Genomic DNA, 24,723 nt, shown 5'->3' on the forward strand with positions numbered 1-24,723 from the left:
AGTTGTACTATGCTGTACCGTTTGCCGAACCCTGCAGCAGTTCGGCTTGCTGTTCGCGTTCCGTTATGTCGAACGCAAATTCAATATAATGAATCTTACGCCCGCCTGTTGAACTTGGCAAGTTCCTCAGGCTATCAGATATCACCTTTCGTTGTAGCCAATGAAAACAACTGTTACCACCAATGCGCCACCAGAAGTCGGGGCCACCCTGCAGCGCCTGCGCCTGGCGCGCGGACTGACGCTGGAGGACCTGTCGCGCATCGCCGGCGTGTCCAAGTCGATGCTGTCGCAAATCGAGCGCGAAAAGGCCAACCCGACCATCGCGATCACCTGGCGCCTGGCCAATGCGCTGGGGGTGGCGATCGGCGAACTGCTGTCATCCGAGCCGCGCGACGTGGAAACGATCCGCGTGGTGGAGGCGCACGAGACGCCTACCCTGCCCGGCAATCACGCCGGTTATGCGCTGCGTATCCTGGGGCCGATGGAACTGGCGGGTAAGTACGAGTGGTATGAGTTGACGCTGGCCCCGGGCGGCGAACTGGCTTCGCAAGCCCACGACCCGGGCACCAGCGAGCACCTGACGGTGCTGCATGGGACGCTGGAAGTCGAGGTGGGCTCGAGCACCCGCAAGGTGAAGTCGGGCGGCACCGCGCGCTATCCGGCGGACCAGAACCATGCGGTGCGCAATGCGGGCAAGACCGAGGCGAAGGCGCTGCTGGTGGTGGTGCACCGCTAACGCAATGTAGGGTGGGCGGGTTTCCCGCCCACGCGTCCAATCAGCTTAAAGACGGCCGCGGACTTGCCACACTGCCGTTGAACGCGGGGGGGTGAAGCTGGCCAGTGGCCAGCTGAACGAGCTCCCACCCTACCTTTCATTACATACCGAGGTTCTTGGCCAGGAAGCCCCAGCGGTCGGCCACCTCGTCGATCAGCTTGGTGGTCGGCTTGCCGGCGCCGTGGCCAGCCTTGGTATCAATACGGATGATGACCGGCGCGCTGCCCGCCTGCGCAGCCTGCAGGGTGGCGGCAAACTTGAAGCTGTGCGCCGGCACCACGCGGTCGTCATGGTCCGCCGTCGTCACCATCGTCGCTGGGTAGCAGGTCCCCGGCTTGAGGTTGTGCAGCGGCGAGTACTTTACCAGCGCCTTGAATTCTTCCGGGTTCTCGGACGAGCCGTAGTCCGAAGTCCAGGCCCAGCCGATCGTGAACTTGTGGAAGCGCAGCATGTCCATCACGCCCACCATCGGGATCGCCGCGCGGAACAGGTCCGGGCGCTGGGTCATCGCCGCGCCCACCAGCAGGCCGCCGTTGCTGCCGCCGCCGATCGCAAGCTTGGCTGGCGAGGTGACCTTGTGGTCGACCAGCCACTGCGCCGCGCCGATGAAGTCGTCGAACACGTTCTGCTTTTTCAGCTTGGTGCCCGCCTCGTGCCAGGCTTCGCCGTATTCGCCGCCGCCGCGCAAATTGGGCACGGCGTACACACCGCCCATCTCCATCCAGGCCAGGTTGGCCGGCGAGAAGGCGGGCGTGAGCGAGATGTTGAAGCCGCCGTAGCCGTACAGGTAGGTCGGGTTGCTGCCGTCCTGCTTGAGCCCCTTCTTCGAGACGAGGAACATCGGCACGCGGGTGCCGTCGCGGCTGGTGTAGAACACCTGGCGCGTTTCGTAGTCGTCCGGGTTGAACTGCACCTTCGGCTGGCGGAACACGCTGCTCTTCCCGCTCTTCATGTCAAGGCGATAGATAGTGGTCGGGGTGGTGAAGCCGGTGAACGAGTAAAAGGTCTCGCTGTCGCCGCGCTTGCCGGTGAAGCCTGCTGCCGAGCCGATGCCCGGCAGTGCGATTTCGCGCACCAGCTTGCCCTTCAGGTCCACCACCTTGACCACGCTGCGTGCGTCCTTCAGATATTCGACGACGAGCTGGTTGTTGATCATGTGGGCCGACACCAGCGTGTCTTCGCTCTCCGGCAGGACTTGCTGCCAGTGCGCTTCCTGCGGCTTGCGGGTGTCGATCGCGACGATGCGCTGGCGCGGCGCGTTGCGGTCGGTGACGAAGTAGAACACCGGACCAACGTTGTCGATGAATTCGTAGGCGGCGTCGAAGTTGTCGATCAGCGGCTCGACCTTGGCGCCTGCGCGGCCCAGGTCCTTGTAGAAGATGCGGTACTTGTGGGCGGTGCCCTTGGTCGCCGTGATCAGCAGGTAGCGGCCGTCGTCGGTGGTGTGCGCGCCGAAACCCCATTCCTTCTGGTCCGGGCGGTCGTACACCAGCTGGTCGGCGTCCTGCGTGGTGCCGATGCGGTGGTAGTACAGCTTCTGGAAGTAGTTCACGTCGGCCAGCTTGGTCGCTTCCTTCGGCTCGTCATAGCGGCTGTAGAAGAAGCCCTTGCCGTCGTGCGTCCACGCGGTGTTCGAGAACTTGACCCACTTGATGTGGTCCGCCAGGTCCTTGCCGGTGGCGATGTCGCGCACCTTCCACTCGTTCCAGTCCGAGCCCGAGGCGGCGGTGCCGTAGGCGAGCAGCTTGCCGTCCGGGCTCACCTCGGCGCCGGACAGGGCCACGGTGCCGTCGGCCGCCAGCGTGTTCGGATCGAGCAACATGCGCGGGGTGTCGGTGAGCGACTGCATGGTGTACAGCACCGACTGGTTCTGCAGGCCGTCGTTGCGGCTGTAGAAATAGCGGCCACCCTCGCGCTGCGGCACCGAGTAGCGCTCGAAGTTCCACAGCTCGGTCAGGCGGCGGCGGATCGCGTCGCGCTGCGGGATCTGCGCCAGATACGCTTGCGTGACCTTGTTCTCGGCCTCGACCCAGGCGTGGGTCTCGGCGCTGTTCGCGTCTTCCAGCCAGCGGTAGGGATCGGCGACGGTGGTGCCGTGGTAGTTGTCCGTCTGGTCGACTTTCTTCGTGACCGGGTAGGTCAGCGGCGCGCCGTACTGCGGGCAGGTTTGCGCAGTGGTGGCGCCGGCGCCGACGGCCGCGATCAGGCCGGCGACGACGGGTGCGTGTCTCAGGTGCATGTTGTTCTCTTTCTTGAGGCGTTGAACGGGGCGATGCCGGAGGGCATGATAGCGCGAATTGGAGCGCTCGAACATTGCGCCCGGGAAGGCACGCGACGGTTCTGTTTTTGTAGGGTGGGCAGGTTCTCCTGCCCACGCGTTCAGCGGCAGAATGAATAGCCGCACATGGCGCAAGCACCAGTTGGACCCGCAGGCAGGGAGAGGCCGGGCAGTGCCCAGCCAAGGCCCGCCCGACGCCTTGGCCTTCAGCCGGTCTCCCCGTCCAGCCTGCGGTGCGTGAGCTGCCACTGCCGCGACATGTCCAGCGCCCAGCCAATCTCGGCCGGCGACAGCCGGCGCGCGACGATGCTCTTGTTGGCGCTGGCCGTCTCGTCCCCGGCGTCGGCGGCCAGCAGCATCCACATGTACGAACGCACCTTGTCGCGCTCCACCCCGCGGCCGCTGCCGTACATGCCGCCCAGGTTGTACTGGGCCAGCGCATGCCCCTGCTCGGCGGCCTTCTGGTACCAGTACACGGCCATCACGTCGTCGTGCGGCACGCCCTGCCCGTTGGCGTACATGACGCCCAGGTTGTTCTGGGCGCTGGCGTCGCCCTGGTCGGCAGCCATCTGGTACCAGTAGGCAGCGCGCGCTTCGTCGCTGGGGACGCCCTGTCCATTGGCGTAGATGACGCCAAGGTTGAACTGGGCGTTGGCCGCGCCCTGTTCGGCAGCCCGCAGGTACCACTCCAGCGCGCGCTGCGCATCGCGCTCCACCCCGCGGCCGTTGGCGTACATGTTGCCAAGGTTGTACTGCGCCAGCACGTGGCCCTGTTCGGCCGCGCGCTGGTACCACGTCATGGCGCGCACCTCGTCGTGCTCCACACCCTGCCCGTTGGCCAGCATCAGGCCCAGCGCAAACTGGGCTTCCTTGTCACCCTGCTCGCCGGCGCGCTGCAGCCAGGCCATTGCGCGCAGCGGATCGGGCTTGACGCCCTGCCCCTCGGCGTACGCCATGCCAAGCTGGCGCTGCGCCACCGGGTCGCCCTGTGCAGCGGCCTGGCGGAACCAGCACAGCGCCTGCACGTCGTTGGGCTCCACGCCCTGGCCGCGCTTGTACATGAGGCCCAAATTGAGCTGCGCCGGCGCGTTGCCCTGCACGGCGGCCTTGCGGAACCACGCCATGGCCAGCGGGTAGTTGGTGCCGGCGCCCTGCCCATGCAGGTAGCATTCGGCCAGCAGGTTTTGGGCGCTGGCAATGCCCTGCTCGGCCGCGCGGTAGAACCAGGCCAGCGCCATGTCGGGGTTGGGCTGGACCCCGCGCCCCTTCTTGTACATTTGGCCAAGGTTCTGCTGGGCCGAGGCATCCCCTTGCTCGGCGGCACGGCGGAACCAGTAGGCGGCCTCGGCGTCGTTCTGGTCCACGCCACGGCCGTTGTAGTACATGGCGCCAAGGTGGTTCTGGGCGAACGCGAGCCCCTGGCGGGCGGCCTGGCGCATCCATTTGAACGCCACGCTGTCGTCCCGCTCCACACCCTCGCCTTTTTTATACAGCAGGCCCAGGTTGAATTGCGCGTACGGATCGCCCCGCTCGGCCGCCTGGCGGAACCATACGTACGTCTGCTGATAGTCCTCGCGAGAGAGATTCTGGCGGTTCATCTGTTCCTCCGGCCCAGGGCCGTTGCAAACGCAGAAAAATCGGACCGACCAGGCCAAGCGGCCTCATAAGTATTGCTAAAATTTTAAGTGTGCGGAGGGACCGGGAGTTTGACTGCGCACAATCGTGCTGACCCGTGACGCATAAAAAACGCGTCGGACGCGGGGAAGAGTTGTTAAATGGGAACGTCGCGAGCGGGCTCGTCGCTCACGCCGGCGCTGCGGCTGGCGATGTATTTTCCCATCCAGGCCGGCACTTTGGCTGCGGCCACCTTGTTGAGCGATGCCAACAGCGAGGGCTCGACCTGACCCAGCCCGTATTCGCGCCCGAGGTGACGGCCGATGTGGAGCAGCACCTCTGCCGCGACCTCGGCATCGGCCTCGGCCCGGTGGGCGGCGCTGCGAAACGCGATGCCCAGCCGCCCCGACAGCTGCCCCAGCTTGTAGCTCGGCAGCCCCGGGAACACCCGGCGCGACAGCTTGAGCGAGCACACCAGGTGGGCGTGCCCGCACTGGCGTCCCTGGCGTTCGCCTTCGGCCTTGAGGAACTTTTCGTCGAAGCTCGCGTTGTGCGCGGCCAGCGTGTCGGTGCCGATGAAGTCGATCAGCTCCGGCACCACCCGGCTGGCCGGCGGCGCCGCGTCCACCATGTCCTGCGAAATGCCGGTCAGCGCGGTGATGAACGCCGGGATGCGGGCGCCGCAGTTGACCAGCGAAACATAGCGCTCGGTCACGCGACCGCCAACGATGCGCAGGGCCGCCACTTCGGTGATGCGGTCGCCCATCGCCGGCGACAGGCCGGTGGTCTCGAAGTCGAGCATCACGATTGGTTTATCGAACACGCTCATGGCTCACCCGAAGCGCCGCGCGGCGTCGAGCGCAAGGCCCGCGCCGATGCTGCCGAACAGGTCGCCCTCGACCTTGCGCGCCTGCGGAAGCAGTGCCCCGATCCGCTCGCGCAGCGCGGCCACGCCGCTCGAGCCGCCGGTAAAGAACACGGTATCGACCCGGTCGGCATCGACGCCGGCATCGGCCAGCAGCGCCGACACCGTGGCCGCAACCGCATCGACGGCCTGGGCAATGGCGTCGGCAAAACCGTCACGCGTGAGGTCGAGCAGCGCGGGCGGGTCCAGCCGGTCCAGCTCGAGCGCGATCGCGGGCGCGGACGACAAGGCGATCTTTGCTTCTTCCACGCGCATGGCCAGCCAGTGACCGGCGCGGTCCTCCACCAGCCGGTGCAAGCGCGCCAGCTTGTCCGGCTCGCAGGCGTCGCGCACCAGCTCGACCAGCTGCGCGGCGCTCTTGCGCGTGTACGCCAGGTTGATCGTGTGCCAGGTGGCCAGGTTGAAGTAGTAGCTGGACGGCACCTGCGCGCCGGACACCAGCATGCTGCCGTGCCCCAGCAGCGGCATCACCGCGGCCAGGCTCAGGTACTTGTCGAAATCGGTGCCGCCGATGTGCACGCCGCCACTGCCGAGGATGTCATCGCGGCGCTCGGCACGGCGGGCGCGCTCGGGCGACAGCCGCACCAGCGAAAAGTCCGAGGTGCCGCCGCCGATGTCGGCCACCAGCACCAGTTCCTCGCCGGCGATCTGCGATTCGTAGTCGAAAGCGGCTGCAATCGGCTCGTACTGGAAGCCCACTTCCTCGAAACCGACCGCGTGCGCGACCTGGGCCAGCGTGTCCTGCGCCAGCCGGTCGGCGTCAGGGTCGCCATCGACGAAAAACACCGGGCGCCCGAACACGGCGTGGCGGAACGGCTGCCCCGCCTCGCGCTCGGCACGCCGCTTGAGTTCACCGATGAACTGGGACAGCAGCACCCGGAACGGCAGCGCGCGCCCGGCGACCTCGGTCTGGCCGTCGATCAGGCTGGTGCCGAGCAGGCTCTTGAGCGAGCGCATCAGGCGCCCTTCGTAGCCCTCCAGGTAGTCCGCCAGCGCGGCGCGCCCGTAGCGCACCTCGTCGTCGTCGGCGTTGAAGAACACGGCTGATGGCAGGGTCGGCTTGCCGTCCTCGAGCGCGAGCAGCGACGGCAGGCCGGGCCGCGCCCAGCCGACAGTGGAGTTGGAGGTGCCGAAATCGACGCCGCAAGCCTTGGCCATGTCTGACTTTCAAAAAGGGCGGCAATGTTACCAGATTCTGCCGTTTCCGTGCCCAGCCGTTGCGCCCACGCGTCGTGCATGGATGCCGTTGCTTATTGCTGTTTATCAAGAATTGCCTCCGTCAAAAAGATACGCTGAGGAACTTGGAGCCGGTTTCTTTTAGGGGGGTTACCTTGAACACGAAACGCACCAGTGCATGCATGCTTCTCGTTGCAATCCTGGCAGCCGGCTGCGGTGGCGGCGGCAGCACCGCCAGCGCCGGCTGTTCGCTCGGCAGCGCGGCGGGCTGCGGCGGCAGCCTGCCGCCACCGACCGGCTCGAACCCGCCGCCGGCCGATCCGGCCGCCAGCGTGGCGTCGGTCAGCGTGGTCACCAGCAGCGCCAACCTGCCCTCCAGCGGGCTTCCCGGCACCGAGGTGACGGTGACCGCCCTGCTCAAGAACACGGCAAATGTCGGCGTGGCGGGGGTGCCGGTCGAGTTCTCGGTCGACTCCGGCTTCCTGTCGGTGGCCAACGCGGTGAGCGACGCCAGCGGCAAGGTCGTGGCAAGCCTGGGCACCGGCGGCTCGCCCGCCAACCGCCAGATCGCGGTGCGCGCCAAGGCCGGCAGCCAGGCCGGCAGCGCGGTCGTCAACGTCAGCGGCACCCACCTCTCCTTCAACGCCCCTGCCACCCTGGCCGCCGGCAGCAGCGCCACCGTCACGGCCACGGTGTTCGACGCGGCCGAGCGCCCGCTTGCCGGGGTGCCGGTCAGCGTGAGCGCCAAGAACGGCAACCAGATCGCGGCCATGGCCAGCCTGACCGACAGCCGCGGCCAGGTCCCGGTGCAGCTGAACGGATCGGTGCGCGGCAGCGAACAGTTCACCGTCAGCGCGGCGGGCGCGAGCGTGATACGCAGCGTCACCGTCACCGGCGGCGAGCTCACGCTGTCACCGGCTGTGGCCACGGACGCCAATGGCGCCGAGGTGCTCAAGGAGATCGCGGTCGGCAGCTGCACCCCGGTGGACGCGACCAGCACCACGCTGGCCAGCGGCACGGTGAACCTGGCGACCTCGCGCGGGACGCTCTACCTTGACGCCGCCTGCAGCAAGCCGCTCGGCGGCGCACTCTCCTATTCGGGTGGCGCAACGCGCACCTGGCTGCGTTCGGACTCGGCCGGTGTCGCCACCATCGACGCCACGCTGCCTTCCGGCACGCGGGCCAGCACCCGCGTGGAATTCGTCGCCAGCCTGCAGGCAGGCGCGCGCGTGGACCTACAGGCCGACCAGGCCCTGGTGGGCACCGGCGAGCAAAGCATACTGGTTGCGATGGTGCGCGACGGCACGGCCGCCAACAACGCCGTCAAGGGCGCCACCGTGCAGTTCTCGATCCTGGCCGATCCCAGCGGCGGCGCGCTGCTCTCGCCGCTGTCGGCGGTGACCGGCAGCGATGGCGCCGCGCGCGTGGTCTTCGTTGCGGGGCCGAACGCGGGCGGCGCCGGCAGCACGATCATCCAGGCCCGGCTTGCCGACCTGCCCACGGTCACCGGCGCGGCCAGCCTGACCGTCAACAAAAAGGCGCTGTCGATCCAGGTTGGCACTGGTAACAAGACCGCCAGGATCTCGCCGGCCGTGCTGCAAAAGGAATTTGCCGTGTTCGTGGCCGACAACGCCGGCAATCCGGTCAAGGACGTCACGGTCAGCGCGTCCGCCTGGGCCACCACCTACCGCAAGGGCTTCATGACAGCGCCGGTGAAGGTCGGCGAGAGCTGGTCGGTGGGCGTCAGCGCCACCTGCGCGAACGAGGACCTGGCGCGGCGCGGCATCTACGACGCAGCGCTCGACCGCAACGGCAACGGCGTGCTCGACCCGGGCGTGCCGCTGACGGTGTCGGTGAGCGGCAAGACCGACGAGATGGGCATGGCAACCGTACTGCTGCGCTACCCGGCCGACCGCGCAGTGTGGGTCGATGCCGAACTGACGGTCTCGGGCACCGTGACCGGGACCGAGGGCCACGCGCGCACCACGCTGACGCTGCCCGGCATTGCCGAGGATTACCTGGACAAGAACGTGCCGCCGCCGGGCTACGTGAGCCCGTACGGCAGCAACCCGAGCTGCGCCTCGTCCGGCTGATCCAGGCGGCGGGCGCGGCATTGCCGCTGCGCCCGCCATCCACGAAGTTCCGGTGCACCGTCCCTGGGTTGATTTGCGTCAAACAGCCAAGGCCGCCCCAATCGTGCCTTCGGTGCCGCGGCTATAGTCATCGCTAGTTTCGATCCCAGTTGCGGGAGAGCGCGATGAGCGGCACCACCACCAGATCCCCCGGTTACGTCCACGGCGAAGGGGAAGCCGCCCACCCGCACGGCTGGCGCCGCTGGTTGTTTGCCACCAACCACAAGGACATCGGCACGCTGTACCTGTTCTTTTCGGTCACGATGCTGATGGTCGGCGGCGTGCTGGCAATGCTGATCCGCCTCGAGCTGTTCCAGCCCGGGCTGCAGTTCTTCAATCCCGAGCTGTACAACGAGTTCGTCAGCCTGCACGGCCTCATCATGATCTTCGGCGCGATCATGCCGGCCTTCGTCGGCTTTGCCAACTGGATGGTGCCGCTGCAGGTGGGCGCGTCGGACATGGCGTTCGCGCGCATGAACAATTTCTCGTTCTGGCTGCTGCCGCCGGCCGCGCTGCTGCTGGTCGCCTCGTTCTTCGTGCCGGGCGGCGCGCCTGCGGGCGGCTGGACCATGTATCCGCCGCTGTCGGTCCAGATGGGGCCGGGCATGGACATGACGATCTTTGCCGTGCACATGATGGGCGCCTCGTCCATCATGGGCGCAATCAACATCATCACCACCATCCTCAACATGCGCGCGCCGGGCATGGCGCTGATGAAGATGCCGATGTTCTGCTGGACCTGGCTGATCACGGCCTACCTGCTGATCGCGGTGATGCCGGTGCTGGCCACGGCGGTGACCATGGTGCTGACCGACCGCCACTTCGGCACCACCTTCTTCAATGCGGCCGGCGGCGGCGACCCGGTGATGTTCCAGCACATCTTCTGGTTCTTTGGCCATCCCGAGGTGTACATCATGATCCTGCCCGGCTTCGGAATCATCTCGCAGGTCATCCCGGCGTTCTCGCGCAAGCCACTGTTTGGCTACGCGTCGATGGTGTATGCGACGGCGTCGATCGCGATCATCTCGTTCATTGTCTGGGCGCACCACATGTTCGTGACCGGCATGCCGGTGACGGCCCAGCTGTTCTTCATGTACACGACCATGCTGGTGGCCATTCCCACCGGCGTGAAGGTGTTCAATTGGGTGGCCACCATGTGGAAAGGTGCGCTAAGCTTCGAAACACCGATGCTGTTCGCGGTCGGCTTCATCTGGGTGTTCACGATCGGCGGCTTTTCCGGGCTCATCCTGGCGGTCGCGCCCATCGACGTCCAGCTGCAGGACACCTACTACGTCGTGGCCCACTTCCATTACGTGCTGGTGGCGGGTTCGCTGTTTGCGTTGTTTACCGGTTATTACTACTGGGTGCCGAAATGGACCGGTCACATGTACAACGAATGGCGCGGCAAGTTCCATTTCTGGAATTCGCTGATCTGGGTGAACGTCACCTTTTTCCCGATGCACTTCCTGGGCCTGGCCGGCATGCCGCGCCGCTACGCCGACTATGCGGCCCAGTTCACCGACTTCAACATGCTCACTTCCGTGGGGGCGTGGCTGTTCGGCTTGTCGCAGGTGTACTGGCTGTTCTTCGTCGTGATCCCCAACATCCGCGGCGGCGAGCCGGCCCCGGCCAAGCCGTGGGAGGGAGCGGAGGGTCTGGAGTGGACCGTGCCCAGTCCGGCGCCGTTCCACACCTTCGAGACGCCGCCGGCGGTCAAGTAGCAAGCGCGCCATGAAGCGGGAGTGGCTGCTCAAGCGCAACTGCTCGCTGACGCCGCGCCAGCTCGCCACCGCGTACCTGTTGCTGTGCACCGGCAGCTTCGGCATCGCTTTCGTGTTCGCGCTGCAAGGCATCTGGATCGTGTTTGCGTTTGCGCTGGTGGAAATGGCCGCCGTCGGCGCGGCCTTGCTGCATTACGCGCGCCATGCGCTGGACCGGGAGCACATTGCGCTGTCCGAGCGCTGCCTGCTGATCGAGCGCGTGCTGGGCGCGCGCACCGAGCAAGTGCGGCTGGACCCGTACTGGACCCGCATCGCCCTGCCCGACCGCCACCGCGCGCTGATCGAGATCGAGTCGCGCGGCACCAGGATCGCCATTGGCGCGTTCGTCGATGACGCCACGCGCCAGCAAGTCGCTTCCGAACTGCGGCGCGAGCTGCGCGGCGCCTCCTTCCTCGCTTGAAGCCTGCTGTGCCACCGCCCGGCGCGTTCCTGTCAGCATGCTCTTACACGCACACGGCTGGGCAACCGATGTTGCCGAACATTCTCCTTTTGCATAATCGTGTTTTCGGCGTGCACCGGCTGGTGTGTGCATACGCCAGAATGGAGAACCAAAAGAATGAGCAACAAACAACCAGGCTGGGCCATCGTCATCCACGGCGGCGTGGGCGAGCCGATGGACTGCCAGGACGGCTGCGAGCGCGCCGCCGAGCGCGCGCTCGAGCGCCTGCGCGAGGGCGGTGAGGCGCTGGACGCGGCCGTATCGGCCATCGTAGTGCTGGAGGACGATGGCCGCTTCAATGCCGGCACCGGCGCGGCGCTGGGGCTGGACGGGGCCACCATCGAGATGGACGCCTCGGTCATGGATACGCGCGGGCGCCTTGGCGCCGTGGCCTGCGTGCGCGACGTGAAGAACCCGGTGCTGCTGGCGCGCTCGGTCGCAGAGACGCCGCACTGCCTGCTGGCCGGCGAAGGCGCCGACCGGCTCGCCCGCGCCCTCGGCCTGTCGCCCCACCCCGGCCCAAGCGACAGGCAGCGCGAGGAGCACCGCAAGATGCTGCACGAACTGATCGGATCGATGCCGGCGATGCCGGGCGTGGACAACGGCCAGTTCGCGCAGTTCTGGAATTACAACGTGCCGCTGCAACTGCCCAAGCGCGCCAAGTGCGACACGGTGGGCGCGGTGGTACGCGACGCCGACGGCAATTTTGCGGTAGCCGCCTCCACCGGTGGATCTGCCCCCAGCCTGCTAGGCCGCGTGGGTGATACCCCGATCGTTGGCGCGGGCTTTTACGCCGGTCCCGAGGGCGCAGTGGCGGCCACCGGCATCGGCGAACAGATCATGCGCCATCTGCTGGCGCGCACCGTGTACCAGTGGATCGCCGACGGCATGCCGCTGCAGCAGGCGCTGCAGCGCGGGGTGGACCTGATCGACAAGCGTTACGAAGTCGGCCTGATCGCGGTGAGCCGGCAGGAGGCCGGCCACGCCACCAACCAGAGCGAGGACATGCCGCACGCGCGGATCATTGGACGATGAAGACCGAACCGCACAGCACCGCAGCGCACGGCCACCTCGTGATCATCGGCGGCTGCGAGGACCGCCAGCACGACAAGGCGATCCTGTCGCGCTTCGTCGAACTATCGGGCGGCGCGCATGCGCGCATCGTCGTCATCACCGCCGCCAGCGCCAGAGCGGACGAGATGTGGCAGGTCTATGACAGGGCGTTTGCCGACATCGGCGTGCGCCAGTGCCAGCACCTGCACCTGCAGAGCCGGCGCGACGCCAACGACGAACAGCACATCGCCGCCATCACCGAAGCCGACGGCATCTTCATGACCGGCGGCGACCAGAAGCGGCTGCTCGCGCTCATCGGCGGCACGGCGCTCGACGCCGAGATGCACACCGCACTCAAGCTGCGCGGAGCCTGCATCGGCGGCACCAGCGCCGGCGCCTCGGCCATGTCGGGCCACATGCTGGCGCAAGGACGCGCCGAGCTCCAGCCCGAGAAAGGCGCGGTGAGCCTGGGCGCCGGCCTGGGCTTCCTGCACAAGGTGGTGATCGACCAGCACTTCTCCGAGCGCCAGCGGCTGGCCCGGCTGCTGTCCGTCGTGGCCGCCAATCCTTACCTGCAAGGCATCGGCATCGACGAAGACACCGCCCTCGTGGTCGAGCGCGGCGTCGGCATCGAGGTGCTGGGCGAAGGCGCGGTCACCATCGTCGACGGCCGCCACATGGCCACGAACATCGCTGAAATCCACGATCACATGACGCCGGAACTGATCGACGTGCGCCTGCACCTGCTGCCGTCGGGTAGCAAATATCGCCTGCCGGACGATGCGCACACACCGGAGCGCGCGCTGCCGCCCCCGCTGCTGGAGTTCCTGGAGAACGTCACCAAGCGGAACCCCATCTCATGAGAATCAAGGAACAGCGCCTCCTGCGCGGGCCGAACCTGTACGCCGCGACGCCTTGCCTGGTGGCGGAGATCGATGCAGCTGGCGGCCCTTGCATGCTGCCTGGCCTGGGGGAACGCCTGCTGGCGCTGTTGCCTGCACTGCCGCCTGCTGCTTGCGCCCGATTGGCGAGCGGCGCGAGCATCGTCGATGCCATCGAACCGGTTGCCATGCACCTGCAAACGGCGGCAGGCGTACCGGCCCCGTTCAGCCGCACCATCGCCAGCCAGGGCGACCAGTACCGCATCGTGTGCGGCCACGAGTGCGAGCAGGTGGCCGCGCTGGCGCTGGACACCACCGTCGACCTGCTCAACGCGCTGGTGCGCGGCGAGCAGTATCCGATGGCAGAGGCGCTCGAGCGTCTGCGCGCGACGGCCGCGCGCCACGCCATCGGCACCAGCACGGCAGCCGTGCTGGCGGCGGCGCACCGGCGCGCAATTCCGAGCATGCGCCTGCTCGACCATGCCAACCTGTTCCAGCTCGGCTGGGGCAGCCGCCAGAAGCGCCTGCAGGCGACCATCACCGGCGCCACCAATGCCATCGCGGTTGGCATCGCCCGTAACAAGCAGCTCACCAAGACCCTGCTGGAACAGGCCGGCGTCCCGGTGCCGGCCGGCGCCACCGTGGACAGCCTCGAGGACGCCTTGCGCGTGGCACGGCAGCTTGGTGGCATCGTCACCGTCAAGCCGCTGGACGCGAACCAGGGCAAGGGCGTCACCACGATGTGCGGCACGCCGGATGAAGTCGAACGCGCATGGGAACACGCGCGTGGCTACGGCCCGCGCGTCATCGTCGAGGAATACCTGGCGGGCCGCGACTACCGCGTGCTGGTGACCGGAACCACGGTCGCTGCTGCCTCGTGGCGCCGGCCGCCATTCGTCACCGGCGATGGGCACCTCTCCATGCGCGAGCTGGTCGAGCGCGAAAACCGCAACCCGGCGCGTGGCGACGGCCATACCAACGTCCTCACCAGGATCCCGCTGGACGAGTTGGCGGCACAGACCCTGGCCGCGCAAGGGTACAGCGCCGACTGTGTGCCTGCTGCCGGCGTCGACGTCCAGTTGCGCGGCAATGCCAACCTTTCCACCGGCGGAACCGCCGAGGACGTAACCGACCTGCTGCCGGACGAGACGCGCGAGCTTTGCGTGCGCGCGGCACGCACGATCGGCCTGGACGTGGCCGGCATCGACATCGTCTGCGAGGACATCGCCCGGCCGCTGCGCGAACAGCACGGCGGCATCATCGAGGTGAACGCAGCGCCGGGCATCCGCATGCACCAGTACCCCAGCCATGGCAAGCCGCGCGACGCCGGTGCCGCCATCGTCGAAGAGATGTTCGGGGAGGACGATGGGCGCATCCCGGTGATCGCGGTCTCCGGCAGCACGGGCGCAACCACGACCACGCTTTTGATCGGCCACGCCGCGCGCATGGTCGGGCTGCGGACCGGCATGACGACCACCGACGGTGTGTACATCAGCGGCGACCAGACCATGCAAGGCGACTGCACCGGCTACCGCTGTGCGCGCAGTGTCCTCAGCTCACCGGAAGTGGACATCGCGGTGCTCGAGACCGGGCACGACGGCGTCCTGCAGCATGGCCTGGCGTTCGACCGCTGCTACGTGGCAGTGGTGCTGAACGTAGCGGACGACCGCCTGGCACCGGTCCAGGCAGTGGTGGCCCATAGCGCCTCGCGCGCCGTCGTGCTCAATGCCGAGGACGACCGCTGCGTCGCAATGGCTGCGGACCTGACCGAACGCATCGAAGTGCTCTACGTCTCGCTCGACGCCGAATACCCGGTGCTGCTGCGTCACCTGGAAAGCGGTGGACGCGGCGCCTACCTGCTGGACCACACCCTGGTGATCGCGGACGGCATGCGGCACAAGGCGCTCATCGACGTGCACCAGATGCGGATTGCCCTCGGCGAGGTCGCGCGGCACATGCTCGCCACGGCGCTGTCCGCCACCTGCGCGCTGGCCGCGTCGGGCTTTGGCGCCCTTGAGATCACGGATGCGCTGCGCAGCTTTACGTGGGACTGCAAGGCCGACGCACAATGCCAGAACGCGCCAGATGTGCACGGCGCCTCGATAGGCGCGGCGATGGATTCTTGAGCGGCTGGGCAGCAGGACTGCCCAGCCTGCGGTTCACGCCGTTTGCGCAGCAATCAGGTCGGCGCTCTCCGGATCGGTGACGCGCAGCGCCTCGATGAACACGCGCAGCGACGAGCCGCACGAAAACACCAGCACATCGCCCGGCGCGCACAGCGACAGGCCCAGCCGGATCGCATTGCCGACATCGAGCTCGCGATGCAGGGTGTCCGATGGGCCGACCACTTCCTCTGCGCCTTCGAGGATCAGGTCCACCGTCTCGCCCGGCGCGCGGCCGCGCAGCGACGAGTCGTACACCACCAGCTCGTCAAAGCGCTCGCCGCACACTTCGCCAATCTCCAGCAAATCCTCGTCGCGCCGGTCGCCGGGTGCCGTCACGATCCCGACCAGCTGGCGCGGCAGCATGGCGCGCGCCATCTCCGCCATCGCCACGTACGCGGCCGGATTGTGGGCATAGTCGACGATCACGGTCACGCCGCGCACGTCGAATACGTTGGTGCGCAGCGGATTGGTCTTGCCGTCCGAGACAAAGGTCGACAAGCCCCGGGCGATCTGCATGTGCAAAAAGCCGCAGGCCATCAACGCTGCGGCTGCCGCGAGCGCGTTGGCGATGTTAAACCGCGCCAGGCCGCCAAACGCGGCAGGCATGCTTTCCACCCGCAGCAGCTCGACCTGGCGCTTGCCGTCGGCAAGCACGATGGCGTTGTCCTGCAGGTAGGCGCCGCGCCCGCCGTCGCCCAGGTGCTTGAGCAGCACGGGGTTCTCCGGCTCCATCGAGAAGAACACCACCTCCGTGTTCGGCTTCAGCCGCCGCACCATCGCCACGCACAGCGCGTCCTGCGCGTTGAGCACCGCCGCGCGCGAGGCCGACGCCGCCACCACGGTCTTCACCTGCGCCAGGTCCTCGATGGTCTCGACGCCATCGAGCCCCAGATGGTCCGGCGACACGTTCAGCACCACGCCCACGTCGCAGCGGTCGAACGCCAGCCCGCGCTTGAGGATGCCACCGCGCGCCGTCTCCAGCACCGCGAACTCGACGTCCGGCGCGGCCAGCACGGTGCGCGCCGACCAATAGCCGGTGCAGTCGCCCACCGCCACGGTCTTGCCGTTGATGTACACGCCATGGGTGGTGGTCACGCCCGTGACCCGGCCGGCCATGCGCGCGGCATGCGCGATCATCAGCGCCGTGGTGGTCTTGCCATTGGTGCCGGTGACCGCGACCAGCGGGATACGCCCGTTCGAATCGCCCATCAGGCTGTCGAGCACGGCCGCGCCGGCGTCCGGATGTTGTTGCAGGGCGATGTCCGATCCGGCGTTCACCTCGATCACCGCCCCGCCCTGCGCCGCCAGCGGCTGCGAAATGTCGCGGCACACGATGTCGATGCCGGCCACGTCCAGCCCGACCGTTGCTGCGGCGCGCACGCACAGCCGGCGCGTCGGCTCGGGCAGCAGCCCGGTCACGTCCTGGCCAGCATCGCTGCCTTTGTCGACCCGCCGGGCCGAAACAACGCGGCCGCCTGCGACCAGCACGCGGTATGCGCTGCCCTCGACGGCTCGCTCGACGATGATGCGCCGCGCGTAGTTGTGCGCCAATGCATAAGCACGCTCGATATCGTCGCGGGTGCTGCAGTTGACACTCACGCCCTCGCCTGCGTCCAGCGGCTTGACCGTGACCGGGCCGCCGACCCAGCGCGCCACCTCGAGCGCCTCGTCCAGCGAGCGCACGACGTCACCCTGCGGTACCGGCACGCCGGCCTCCTGCAGCAAGGACCTGGCGAGCTGCTTGTCGCTGGCGATCTTCGCGGCGACAAAGCTGGTCTCGCTGGTGGCGCCTGCCTGCAGGCGCCGCTGCTTGACGCCCCAGCCGAGCTGGAACAGGCTGGCGTCCTCGGTCAGCCGCTGCACCGGCACGCCGCGCTCGTGCGCCGCGGCCAGCACCGCCGCCGTGCCAGGGTCGATGGCATGCCGCGCCACGATCTCGCGCAGCTCGGCCAGGCGCGGGCCAAGGTCGAACGGCTGGCCGTGGCCGAGCGCATCGGCGATCTGCACCGCCAGCCGGAATGCCGGTTGCGCCACGCTCTCCACTTCATAGGCGCAGACGATGCGCACGTGCCCGGGCCTGCGGGCCGCCGGATTGGTGCGGCCGTAGCTGACGTGTGTTCCGGCCAGCGTCTGCAGTTCCAGGGTCAGCTGCTCGACCACGCGCCCGAGATAGGTCCCCTCGCGCAGGCGCTGGGCAAAGCCGCCGCGCTGCCCGGTCGGCACCAGCTGGCCGTGCAGCGAGGGCAGCAGCGCGAGCAGTGCGTCGTTAAAGCCGGGGATGTCCTTGCTCGAGACGCCGTACAGATCGTCCAGGTCGAGCACGCTGAGCAGGCATGGGCTGTCGGCGTGGATGTTCGGTCCGCGCAGGAAGCGCTGTTCCAGGATGTACACGTGGGTTTTCCTTGTCCGGGGGCGTTCTCAAGCGTCCAGCAGGCGCGCGAACATGCGGGTGGCCATCAGGCCCGGCGCGGTGTGGTGCTGCGCTGGCCCCATCAGTTCACGCAGCACCTCCATCGCTTCCTGCTTGTTCGCCGCCCCCGCGATGCGCTGTTCGAGCACGCGCAATTCGTTGTCCGTGCCTTCGTCCTCGTGCGCGTGGCGGCGGATCAGGCCGCGCTCGGGCTGCGGGCCACGCGGCTCCTGCTGGCCCAGGTTGTCGAGCGCGCGCTGGCGCGCCCGGTGGCTCGGCACCCGGCGCGAAGTCTCGCCCTGGCCATCCGCGATCCAGTCATGCAGCACCTCCAGCTCGTAGGCGCTGAAGACGCCGAACATCTCGGCCCGCTCGCCGCTCACCAGCCGCCAGAACCGGCTGTTGCCCGGATCCTCGCCACGGCTGATCCAGCCCGCCGACTGCAGCGCCGCCAGGAAGGCCGGGATCTGGGCCGGGTCGGACAGCCAGTCGTTGACCGCCCGCCCGCCCACGCGGCAGTAGTCCGAGTGCAGGTTGCGGCCCACGGTGCTTTTCGCGGCCAGGATGCGCACCAGCTCGTCCTGCAGGTCGAATTCGGCGATGACCGAGGTGGTGCTGGCGCCGGGCTCGTTGAGCCGGTAGCCGTCCAGCACGCGGCGCCAGAACGCCGCACGGTCGCCCACTTGCGGCAGCAGGCGTTCAAGCGCCTGCACGGCCTTGTGCGCATGCCCGCTGGCCGCGTTGTCCACGGTGACGTGCAGGGTGAAGTAATACGGGTCGATGCCCAGCTCATTGAGCTCGTAGGCGCTGACCAACAGGTGCAACGGCAGCTGCTCGTAGCCCAGGTTGTAGCCCACGATCTCGGGCAGGAACTGCCCGGCGTTGTGCGCCAGCGCGAGCTGGATCGCACCCTGCACGAAATGATGCTCCGGCAGCTGCTCCCAGCCCTCGCAGCCGTGCGTGGCCAGCAGCTTGCGGTACAGGGTGACGTGGTTCTTCCCCGGCACCCCGTCGCCCAGCTCCTCCAGATAGGTCCGGATCAGCGGGCGGACATCGGGATTGGCCCATTGGCGCAGCAGGCCGTACAGCCACGCGCCGTCCACCAGCTTGGTGGGCGCCACGCCCTTAAGGAAGTACAGCGCGTGCGCGCGGCTGCCGAAATAGCGCCGCGGTGCGCCGTTCTTGCGGGCCGCAAGGTAGTCGCGGTATTGCAGGCCCACGGCGTCCACACGGTCGCGCATCCAGGCCGCCAGCGCGGCCGGCGTATCGGGCAGGTCGGCGGGGATGTCGCGCACGGCATCGATCTGCTCGCGCAGGAAGGCCTGCGCCGCGACCGCGGCCGCGCCGGGGTCGGACATCAGCTTGAAGTACAGATGACGTGCACGCGGGGACACCGCGCAGCGCGACGGCGGCGCGGCAATGCTTGCATCCAGAACGGCGGGCGAACTCATGGCGTACGTTTCGATTTCGAAAATCCTCTCAGACAATTGCAACAATTATCCGGAGGCCATCCATGGCCGGAAATCGGTACGCGCGCTGCCGCGTTGTAAGAACTGGATTACAAAAAAATTAACGTTCGGAAAGAACGCCCTCAGGCAGCCCGGTCGCCCAGGCAGATGCCGAGCTCGCGCGCGGTGGCCACCGTATCGCTGTCCACCGGCACGCGCCTGGTGCGTCCCGCCACTTCGGCGAGCGGCACGGTGCCGATCTCGCTGCCGCCCAGCGCCACCATCACCCCGGACTGGCCCTGCGCCAGCGCGCGCACCGCCGCGGCGCCGAAGCGGGACGCCACCACCCGGTCGAACGCGGACGGGCTGCCGCCGCGCAGCAGGTGGCCAAGCACCACGGCGCGGCACTCCTTGCCCGTCAGCGCCGCCAGTTCATGCTCGAGGCGCGCGCCGATGCCGCCCAGCCGTTCCGCATGTCCGGCGCCGGCGGCCGCCAGCAGTTCGCGCTGCCCGCCCAGCGCCTGCGCGCCTTCCGCCACCACGACCAGCGAATGATGGTGGCCGGCGGCGTCGCGCGCCGCGATCGATTCGGCCACGACCGCGGGGTCGAACGGAATCTCGGGGATCAGGATCGCGTGAGCGCCACCCGCCATCCCTGCGTGCAGCGCGATCCAGCCGGCGTAGCGGCCCATCACCTCGACCACCATCACCCGGTGCTGGCTATAGGCCGTGGTGTGCAACCGGTCGATGCACTCGGTGGCAAAGCCGACCGCCGTGTCGAAGCCGAAGGTGGTGTAGGTGTGGTCAAGGTCGTTGTCGATCGTCTTGGGCACGCCCACCACGTTCAGGCCCTTGCGGTACAGGCTCTCGGCAATGGCCATCGAGCCGTCGCCGCCAATCGAGACCAGCGCGTCGAAGCCGCGCGCCCGGAACAGGCCAACCAGTTCGTCCGCGCGGTCGACCTCGGCCGTGCTGCCGTCTGGCTGGCGCACCGGGTAGTGCAAGGGGTTGCCGCGGTTGGTGCTGCCCAGGATGGTGCCGCCCAGCGCGCCGATGCCATAGACCGTCTCGGGTGTGAGGCGCATGACCGGCTCGCCCAGGCATTGTGCCGGCTCCAGCAGGCCGTTGTAGCCGTCGCGGATGCCCCAGCATTCCCACCCCTGGCGCTCGGCCGCCAGTACCACCGCCCGTATGACGGCGTTCAGTCCCGGCGCATCGCCGCCGCCCGTGCTGATCGCAATCCGCATCTCGTTATCCGCTCCCTGTGCTTTGGCAGCGCGCGCCGGCGCCGCCCGTTGATGTTCATGATCGGGCTGACTATACCATGGGGCGCAGCCACGCCCGGCGGCGCGAAGGCCGGCTCAGGATTGTGCGGCGCGCGGTGCGATGCCGAGGCGTCGCTCGACCTCGGCCACTTCACGTAGCGTGCACAGTACCGAGTCCGGGTTCAGGCTGATCGAATCGATGCGTTGCTCGACCAGGTAGCGCGCCACCTCCGGGTAATCCGACGGCGCCTGGCCGCAGATGCCCACATGCCGCCCGCAGCGCCGCGCCCCCTCGATCGTCATGCGGATCAGCGCAAGCACACCGGGGTCGCGCTCGTCGAAGTCGAAGGCGACGATGTCCGAGTCGCGGTCCACGCCCAGGGTCAGCTGGGTCAGGTCGTTGGAGCCGATCGAAAAGCCGTCGAACAGCCGCGCGAAGGCGTCCAGCTGGACCACGTTGTTCGGGATCTCGCACATCACGTACACCTCGAGCCCATCCTGCCCGCGCACCAGGCCATGTGCGCCCAGTGCCGCGATCACCGCCTCGGCTTCCTGCACCCGGCGGCAGAACGGGATCATCAGGCGCACGTTGGAAAGCCCCATGTCGCCGCGCACCCGCTTCATCGCCTCGCATTCGAGCGCAAACCCTTCCGCGTACGCCGGATGGGTGTAGCGCGCGGCCCCGCGAAAGCCCAGCATCGGGTTTTCCTCGTGTGGCTCGAACCACTGGCCGCCCAGCAGGCTCGCGTATTCGTTGGTCTTGAAGTCGGACATGCGCACGATCACCGGCTTCGGGTAGAACGCCGCTGCGATCGTCCCAACGCCTTCGGCTAGCTGGCGCACGAAGTACTCGGCCGGTGACGGCCAGCCGCGCGTGAGCTGTGCGATCTGCGCGCGCACCTGCGCATCGGCCACCTGCTCCGGATGCACCAGCGCCATCGGGTGCACCTTGATGTGCTCGGCCACGATGAATTCCATACGCGCCAGGCCCACGCCGTCGTTGGGCAGGAAGCGGGTCTGGAATGCGGTGTCCGGGTTGCCGATGTTGACCATGATGTGGGTGGCCGGCAGCTGCAAGGCCGACAGGTCGGTGCTGGTTTTATGGAACGGCAGGATCCCCGCGTACACGTGGCCAAGGTCGCCCTCCGCGCACGACACCGTGATCTCGGCGCCGGTCTGCACGCATTCGGTGGCGTTGCCGCAGCCAACCACCGCCGGCACGCCGATCTCGCGCGCCACAATCGCCGCGTGGCAGGTGCGTCCGCCGCGGTTGGTGACCACGGCCGCCGCCGTCTTCATCACCGTGCCCCAGTCGGGCATGGTGGTGTCCGCCACCAGGATTTCGCCCGGCCTGAATGTGCCCAGCTCGCCGACGCTGTGGATCACGCGCGCACGGCCCGATGCGACCTTGGCCCCCACCGCGCGCCCGCTGGCCAGCACGGCAGCGTGCCCGTCCAGCGTGTACTCGTCCAGCACGGCGCCGCTCTTGCGCGAAGCGACCGTCTCGGGCCGCGCCTGCACGATGTACAGCTTGCCGTCCACGCCGTCCTTGGCCCACTCGATGTCCATCGGGACCGGGTGCCCGGCCCGGCCGCTGTAGTGGTCCTCGATGCGCAGCGCGGCGCCGGCCAGTTCCAGCACGTCTTCATCCGGCAGGCAGAAGCGCTCGCGCTCGGCCGGCAGGGTCGGCACATTGCGCGTGGTGGCGCGCCCGCCCTGCGCATAAACCATGCGCACTTCCTTGCCGCCCAGGCTGCGCCGCAGCACCGCCTGCTTGCCCTCGCGGTAGGCCGGCTTGAACACGTAGAACTCGTCGGGATCGACCGTGCCCTGTACCACGTTCTCGCCCAGCCCGTAAGCGCCGGTGACGAACACCACGTCGCGAAAGCCGGTCTCGGTGTCGAGCGTGAAGATCACGCCGGCCGAGGCAAGGTCGGAGCGCACCATTTTCATGATTCCCACCGACAGGTACACCTTGAAGTGGTCGAAGCCGTTCTCGATCCGGTACACGATCGCGCGGTCCTGGAACAGGCTGGCGAAGCAGCGCCGCACGCTGTCGAGCACCTGGCTTTCGCCGCCGATGTTCAGGTAGGTCTCGTGCTGGCCGGCGAAGCTTGCGGTGGGCAAGTCCTCGGCCGTGGCGGAGCTGCGCACGGCCACAGTGAGCTCGGGCCCGTACTCGTCGCGCAGGCGCCGATAGGCCTGCACGATCTGCTCGGCCAGTTGCGCAGGCAGCGCGGCGCCGTACACGATGTCGCGGGCGGCGCGCGCACGCCGCGCCAGGTCGTCCACGTTGGCAGCATCCAGCCCATCCAGCGCCGCGTGCAGCGGCTGCCACGCGCCGGCTTCTTCCATCGCGGCGCGGTAGGCCGCGGCCGTGATCGCGAACCCATTGGGCACGCGCACGCCGTGCGCCGAGAGCTCGCGGTACATTTCGCCCAGCGACGCGTTCTTGCCGCCCACCAGCGGCACATCGTCCGCGGAAAGGTCGGCAAACCAGCGGATGAATTCACTCGACGGGCCCATCGCCGGCTCCGCGTCAATGCGCCCCGGCCATGCGCCGGTCGGGCAGCACGCGCCGCTCGACCGCCGGGCGCGCTTGCGTGCGGGCGGTCACGGTGCGGGCGCGAATGGCCAACGACAGCAGCAGGGCGCCGTTGATGATCGCGTAGATGCTGATCAGCCAGACCATCGCAATGGCGCCGGCAAGCGGATACAGGAACACCAGCGCGCCGAACACGACCGAGGCGATGCCCGACAGGGCCAGCATCCATTCGCCGTGCAGCTCGCGCCGCAGCCGTGCAGCGGCCACGATGTCCAGCACGCCGGAGACCAGCGCGTTGGCCGCGATCACCATCACCAGCACCAGCGTGGTGAGCACGGGATTGACCACCGCCACCACCGCCGCGCCGATACTCACCAATCCGAGCAGCAGCGGGATCCACCAGTCGTCGTCCACCTTGCGATGGCTGATCGCGCCGATCACGGAAGCGATCCCGCCGAGCATGGCGTAGGCCGCGAACAAGGCCACCAGCGTGAGCAAGGTCAGGCCCGGCCACATCAGGGCCAGCACGCCAAACAGGATGCCGAGCACGCCGCGCAGCGCTGCCACCCACCAGGAACGCACATAAAAACTGTTCATATCGACCGCCTGCCAACATCAGCGCGGCCGGGAAAGGAGACCCGGCCTGTCCGCTGTTTCATTAGGCAGGCCCGGTGAGCGACAGTTCCGCGCCCGCCTCAGGCGCGGCGGCTGGCCGGCAGGTGGCGCTGCAGCCGCCGCTGCGCCCGCAGCAGCGCCTTGAACATCGGCTGGTGCAGCACGCGCCGCATGCCGCCGGCATGGTCGATGTCCCACAAGCCCATCGGCATCCAGTCGCGCGGCGCGTGCCAGTCGCGCATGCCCAAAATCGGGTACAGGCACACTCCGCGCAGCGGCACCCCGCGCGCCAGCAGCCACTCCACCTCGCCCGCCAGCTCGTCGAGCCAGCCGGCGCGGTGCTCGCCCCAGTGCGAGGTTTCGGAAATGACGATCTCGTGGCCATAGCGCTCCCAGGCGGCGAGCGCCAGTTCGCGGAACGGGCGCCGGCGCGCGTCGTCCGGCGCCAGCCAGCTGCCCTGCTCGCCCAGCACCCACTGGCAGTTCCAGTAGTAGTTGATGCCGACCACGTCCAGGTGCGCCGGGCTGCCGCCCAGCTCGGGGCGCAGGCGCCCGGCCAGCATGTCGCGCGCCTCGAACACGCCGCGCTCGTTGAAGTGGTGCGCCGCCGCCACGGCCGCCGCGCTCGCGTCGCACGGCACCACCCGGCACATCGGGTCCGCGTGAACGAAGCGCGCGTCCGGCACTTCGGCGCGAATGGCGTCGATGCCGCGGATCGCGGCCGCCACCAGCGCCACCTTGAGTTCGCCGGCGCGCCCGCACAGGTGTGGCGCGAAGTGCGCGGCGTCACCCGCCGCCCAGGCCATGTAGGACGGTTCGTTGACCGGGGTGAACCAGAGCGTGCCTGGCAGGCGGCCGCGCAAATAGCGGGCGCAGGCGCCGCAGTAGGCGGCAAAGCGCTCGGCGAAATCGTCGGCCAGCGGATCGGTCCCTTGCGGGTACCCGTAGTGGAACAGGTCCCAGACCACCTCGATGCCGTGGCGCACCGCCGCCGCGACCGGCTTGCGCACCGTGGAAAAATCGAAGCGGCCGCCGCCGCGATCGACCAGCGGCCAGCGGATCGCGTCGCGCACGGTCGCAATGCCCACCGCGCGCAGGCGCCGGTAGTCTTCGTCGACGTGGCGGTGGTGCCAGGTGTCCTCGATCAGGTCGATCCACTCGCCGTCGCGGTTGTAGCCGGTCGCGCACTCGAAGCCGGCCTGGAAGAAGCTTTTGAACACG

17 protein-coding genes are annotated in these 24,723 nt (G+C 68.2%); 7 read left to right on the forward strand and 10 right to left on the reverse strand.

The annotated features are described in order from the left end of the window. Positions 1–160 precede the first annotated feature (160 nt). The gene (locus NX774_RS07360) at positions 161–736 is read left to right on the forward strand and encodes a helix-turn-helix domain-containing protein (RefSeq protein ID WP_258821534.1); all 576 of its coding nucleotides are present in this window, start codon (positions 161–163) and stop codon (positions 734–736) included. A 139-nt stretch (positions 737–875) separates the two neighbouring features. Here the strand turns inward: NX774_RS07360 and NX774_RS07365 are convergent, their stop codons facing one another. The 4 genes from NX774_RS07365 to NX774_RS07380 form a co-directional block, all read right to left on the reverse strand. Continuing rightward, a complete protein-coding gene (locus NX774_RS07365) occupies positions 876–3,014 on the reverse strand; it encodes a prolyl oligopeptidase family serine peptidase (RefSeq protein WP_258821535.1) in 2,139 nt (712 codons plus the stop codon). 245 nt (positions 3,015–3,259) lie between these two features. Then, positions 3,260–4,651: a tetratricopeptide repeat protein gene (locus tag NX774_RS07370; protein ID WP_258821536.1), complete on the reverse strand. Its 1,392-nt coding sequence runs from the start codon at positions 4,649–4,651 to the stop codon at positions 3,260–3,262. Between the two features lie 173 nt (positions 4,652–4,824). After that, complete coding sequence (locus NX774_RS07375; protein WP_258821537.1) at positions 4,825–5,496, reverse strand: 3'-5' exonuclease; 672 nt, start codon at positions 5,494–5,496, stop codon at positions 4,825–4,827. 3 nt (positions 5,497–5,499) lie between these two features. Beyond that, the gene (locus tag NX774_RS07380; protein ID WP_258821538.1) at positions 5,500–6,750 is read right to left on the reverse strand and encodes an Hsp70 family protein; all 1,251 of its coding nucleotides are present in this window, start codon (positions 6,748–6,750) and stop codon (positions 5,500–5,502) included. 200 nt (positions 6,751–6,950) lie between these two features. Between NX774_RS07380 and NX774_RS07385 the strand changes: the two genes are divergently transcribed. The 6 genes from NX774_RS07385 to NX774_RS07410 all read left to right on the forward strand — a co-directional run bounded on the left by NX774_RS07385 (position 6,951) and on the right by NX774_RS07410 (position 15,180). Further along, positions 6,951–8,861, forward strand: a complete 1,911-nt coding sequence (locus tag NX774_RS07385) for an Ig-like domain-containing protein (protein ID WP_258821539.1) — start codon at positions 6,951–6,953, stop codon at positions 8,859–8,861. A gap of 164 nt (positions 8,862–9,025) precedes the next feature. Continuing rightward, positions 9,026–10,621 carry a cytochrome c oxidase subunit I gene (ctaD, locus tag NX774_RS07390; protein ID WP_258821540.1) on the forward strand — a complete coding sequence of 532 codons (1,596 nt, stop codon included), beginning with the start codon at positions 9,026–9,028 and terminating at the stop codon, positions 10,619–10,621. A gap of 10 nt (positions 10,622–10,631) precedes the next feature. Further along, on the forward strand, positions 10,632–11,081 hold the full coding sequence (locus NX774_RS07395) for a DUF2244 domain-containing protein (protein WP_258821541.1): 450 nt from the start codon (positions 10,632–10,634) through the stop codon (positions 11,079–11,081). Positions 11,082–11,237: 156 nt separating this feature from the next. Beyond that, a complete protein-coding gene (locus tag NX774_RS07400) occupies positions 11,238–12,155 on the forward strand; it encodes an isoaspartyl peptidase/L-asparaginase (RefSeq protein ID WP_258821542.1) in 918 nt (305 codons plus the stop codon). Continuing rightward, on the forward strand, positions 12,152–13,036 hold the full coding sequence (locus NX774_RS07405; protein WP_258821543.1) for a cyanophycinase: 885 nt from the start codon (positions 12,152–12,154) through the stop codon (positions 13,034–13,036). The genes NX774_RS07400 and NX774_RS07405 overlap by 4 nt, the downstream gene beginning before the upstream one ends. Next, on the forward strand, positions 13,033–15,180 hold the full coding sequence (locus NX774_RS07410) for a cyanophycin synthetase family protein (protein ID WP_258821544.1): 2,148 nt from the start codon (positions 13,033–13,035) through the stop codon (positions 15,178–15,180). The genes NX774_RS07405 and NX774_RS07410 overlap by 4 nt, the downstream gene beginning before the upstream one ends. 33 nt (positions 15,181–15,213) lie before the next feature. On the opposite strand, the gene NX774_RS07415 is transcribed toward NX774_RS07410, so the two are convergent. The 6 genes from NX774_RS07415 to NX774_RS07440 all read right to left on the reverse strand — a co-directional run bounded on the left by NX774_RS07415 (position 15,214) and on the right by NX774_RS07440 (position 24,722). Further along, entirely contained in the window at positions 15,214–17,610 is a 2,397-nt protein-coding gene (locus NX774_RS07415) for a cyanophycin synthetase family protein (protein ID WP_258821545.1), read from the reverse strand. A 27-nt stretch (positions 17,611–17,637) separates the two neighbouring features. Continuing rightward, positions 17,638–19,080, reverse strand: a complete 1,443-nt coding sequence (locus tag NX774_RS07420) for an iron-containing redox enzyme family protein (RefSeq protein WP_258821546.1) — start codon at positions 19,078–19,080, stop codon at positions 17,638–17,640. A 140-nt stretch (positions 19,081–19,220) separates the two neighbouring features. Next, positions 19,221–20,324, reverse strand: coding sequence for a 6-phosphofructokinase (locus NX774_RS07425; protein ID WP_258821547.1), 1,104 nt, complete (start codon positions 20,322–20,324; stop codon positions 19,221–19,223). Between the two features lie 114 nt (positions 20,325–20,438). Beyond that, positions 20,439–22,868: a phosphoenolpyruvate synthase gene (gene ppsA, locus NX774_RS07430; protein WP_258821548.1), complete on the reverse strand. Its 2,430-nt coding sequence runs from the start codon at positions 22,866–22,868 to the stop codon at positions 20,439–20,441. A 13-nt stretch (positions 22,869–22,881) separates the two neighbouring features. Further along, positions 22,882–23,484, reverse strand: coding sequence for an HdeD family acid-resistance protein (locus NX774_RS07435; protein ID WP_258821549.1), 603 nt, complete (start codon positions 23,482–23,484; stop codon positions 22,882–22,884). A 98-nt stretch (positions 23,485–23,582) separates the two neighbouring features. Next, positions 23,583–24,722: a glycoside hydrolase family 1 protein gene (locus tag NX774_RS07440; protein ID WP_258821550.1), complete on the reverse strand. Its 1,140-nt coding sequence runs from the start codon at positions 24,720–24,722 to the stop codon at positions 23,583–23,585. Between the last annotated feature and the right edge of the window lies 1 nt (position 24,723).

This window comes from Massilia agilis, assembly GCF_024756255.1.
Lineage (GTDB): Bacteria > Pseudomonadota > Gammaproteobacteria > Burkholderiales > Burkholderiaceae_D > Telluria > Telluria agilis.

Excerpts from the sequence above, each read along its gene's own strand:
- NX774_RS07405 (WP_258821543.1), top strand. The coding sequence starts at position 12,152 with ATGAAGACCGAACCGCACAGCACCGCAGCGCACGGCCACCTCGTGATC.
- NX774_RS07425 (WP_258821547.1), bottom strand. The coding sequence starts at position 20,324 with ATGCGGATTGCGATCAGCACGGGCGGCGGCGATGCGCCGGGACTGAAC.
- NX774_RS07395 (WP_258821541.1), top strand. The coding sequence starts at position 10,632 with ATGAAGCGGGAGTGGCTGCTCAAGCGCAACTGCTCGCTGACGCCGCGC.
- NX774_RS07380 (WP_258821538.1), bottom strand. The coding sequence starts at position 6,750 with ATGGCCAAGGCTTGCGGCGTCGATTTCGGCACCTCCAACTCCACTGTC.
- ctaD (WP_258821540.1), top strand. The coding sequence starts at position 9,026 with ATGAGCGGCACCACCACCAGATCCCCCGGTTACGTCCACGGCGAAGGG.
- NX774_RS07410 (WP_258821544.1), top strand. The coding sequence starts at position 13,033 with ATGAGAATCAAGGAACAGCGCCTCCTGCGCGGGCCGAACCTGTACGCC.
- NX774_RS07365 (WP_258821535.1), bottom strand. The coding sequence starts at position 3,014 with ATGCACCTGAGACACGCACCCGTCGTCGCCGGCCTGATCGCGGCCGTC.
- NX774_RS07360 (WP_258821534.1), top strand. The coding sequence starts at position 161 with ATGAAAACAACTGTTACCACCAATGCGCCACCAGAAGTCGGGGCCACC.
- NX774_RS07420 (WP_258821546.1), bottom strand. The coding sequence starts at position 19,080 with ATGAGTTCGCCCGCCGTTCTGGATGCAAGCATTGCCGCGCCGCCGTCG.
- NX774_RS07435 (WP_258821549.1), bottom strand. The coding sequence starts at position 23,484 with ATGAACAGTTTTTATGTGCGTTCCTGGTGGGTGGCAGCGCTGCGCGGC.
- NX774_RS07385 (WP_258821539.1), top strand. The coding sequence starts at position 6,951 with ATGCTTCTCGTTGCAATCCTGGCAGCCGGCTGCGGTGGCGGCGGCAGC.
- ppsA (WP_258821548.1), bottom strand. The coding sequence starts at position 22,868 with ATGGGCCCGTCGAGTGAATTCATCCGCTGGTTTGCCGACCTTTCCGCG.
- NX774_RS07400 (WP_258821542.1), top strand. The coding sequence starts at position 11,238 with ATGAGCAACAAACAACCAGGCTGGGCCATCGTCATCCACGGCGGCGTG.
- NX774_RS07370 (WP_258821536.1), bottom strand. The coding sequence starts at position 4,651 with ATGAACCGCCAGAATCTCTCTCGCGAGGACTATCAGCAGACGTACGTA.
- NX774_RS07375 (WP_258821537.1), bottom strand. The coding sequence starts at position 5,496 with ATGAGCGTGTTCGATAAACCAATCGTGATGCTCGACTTCGAGACCACC.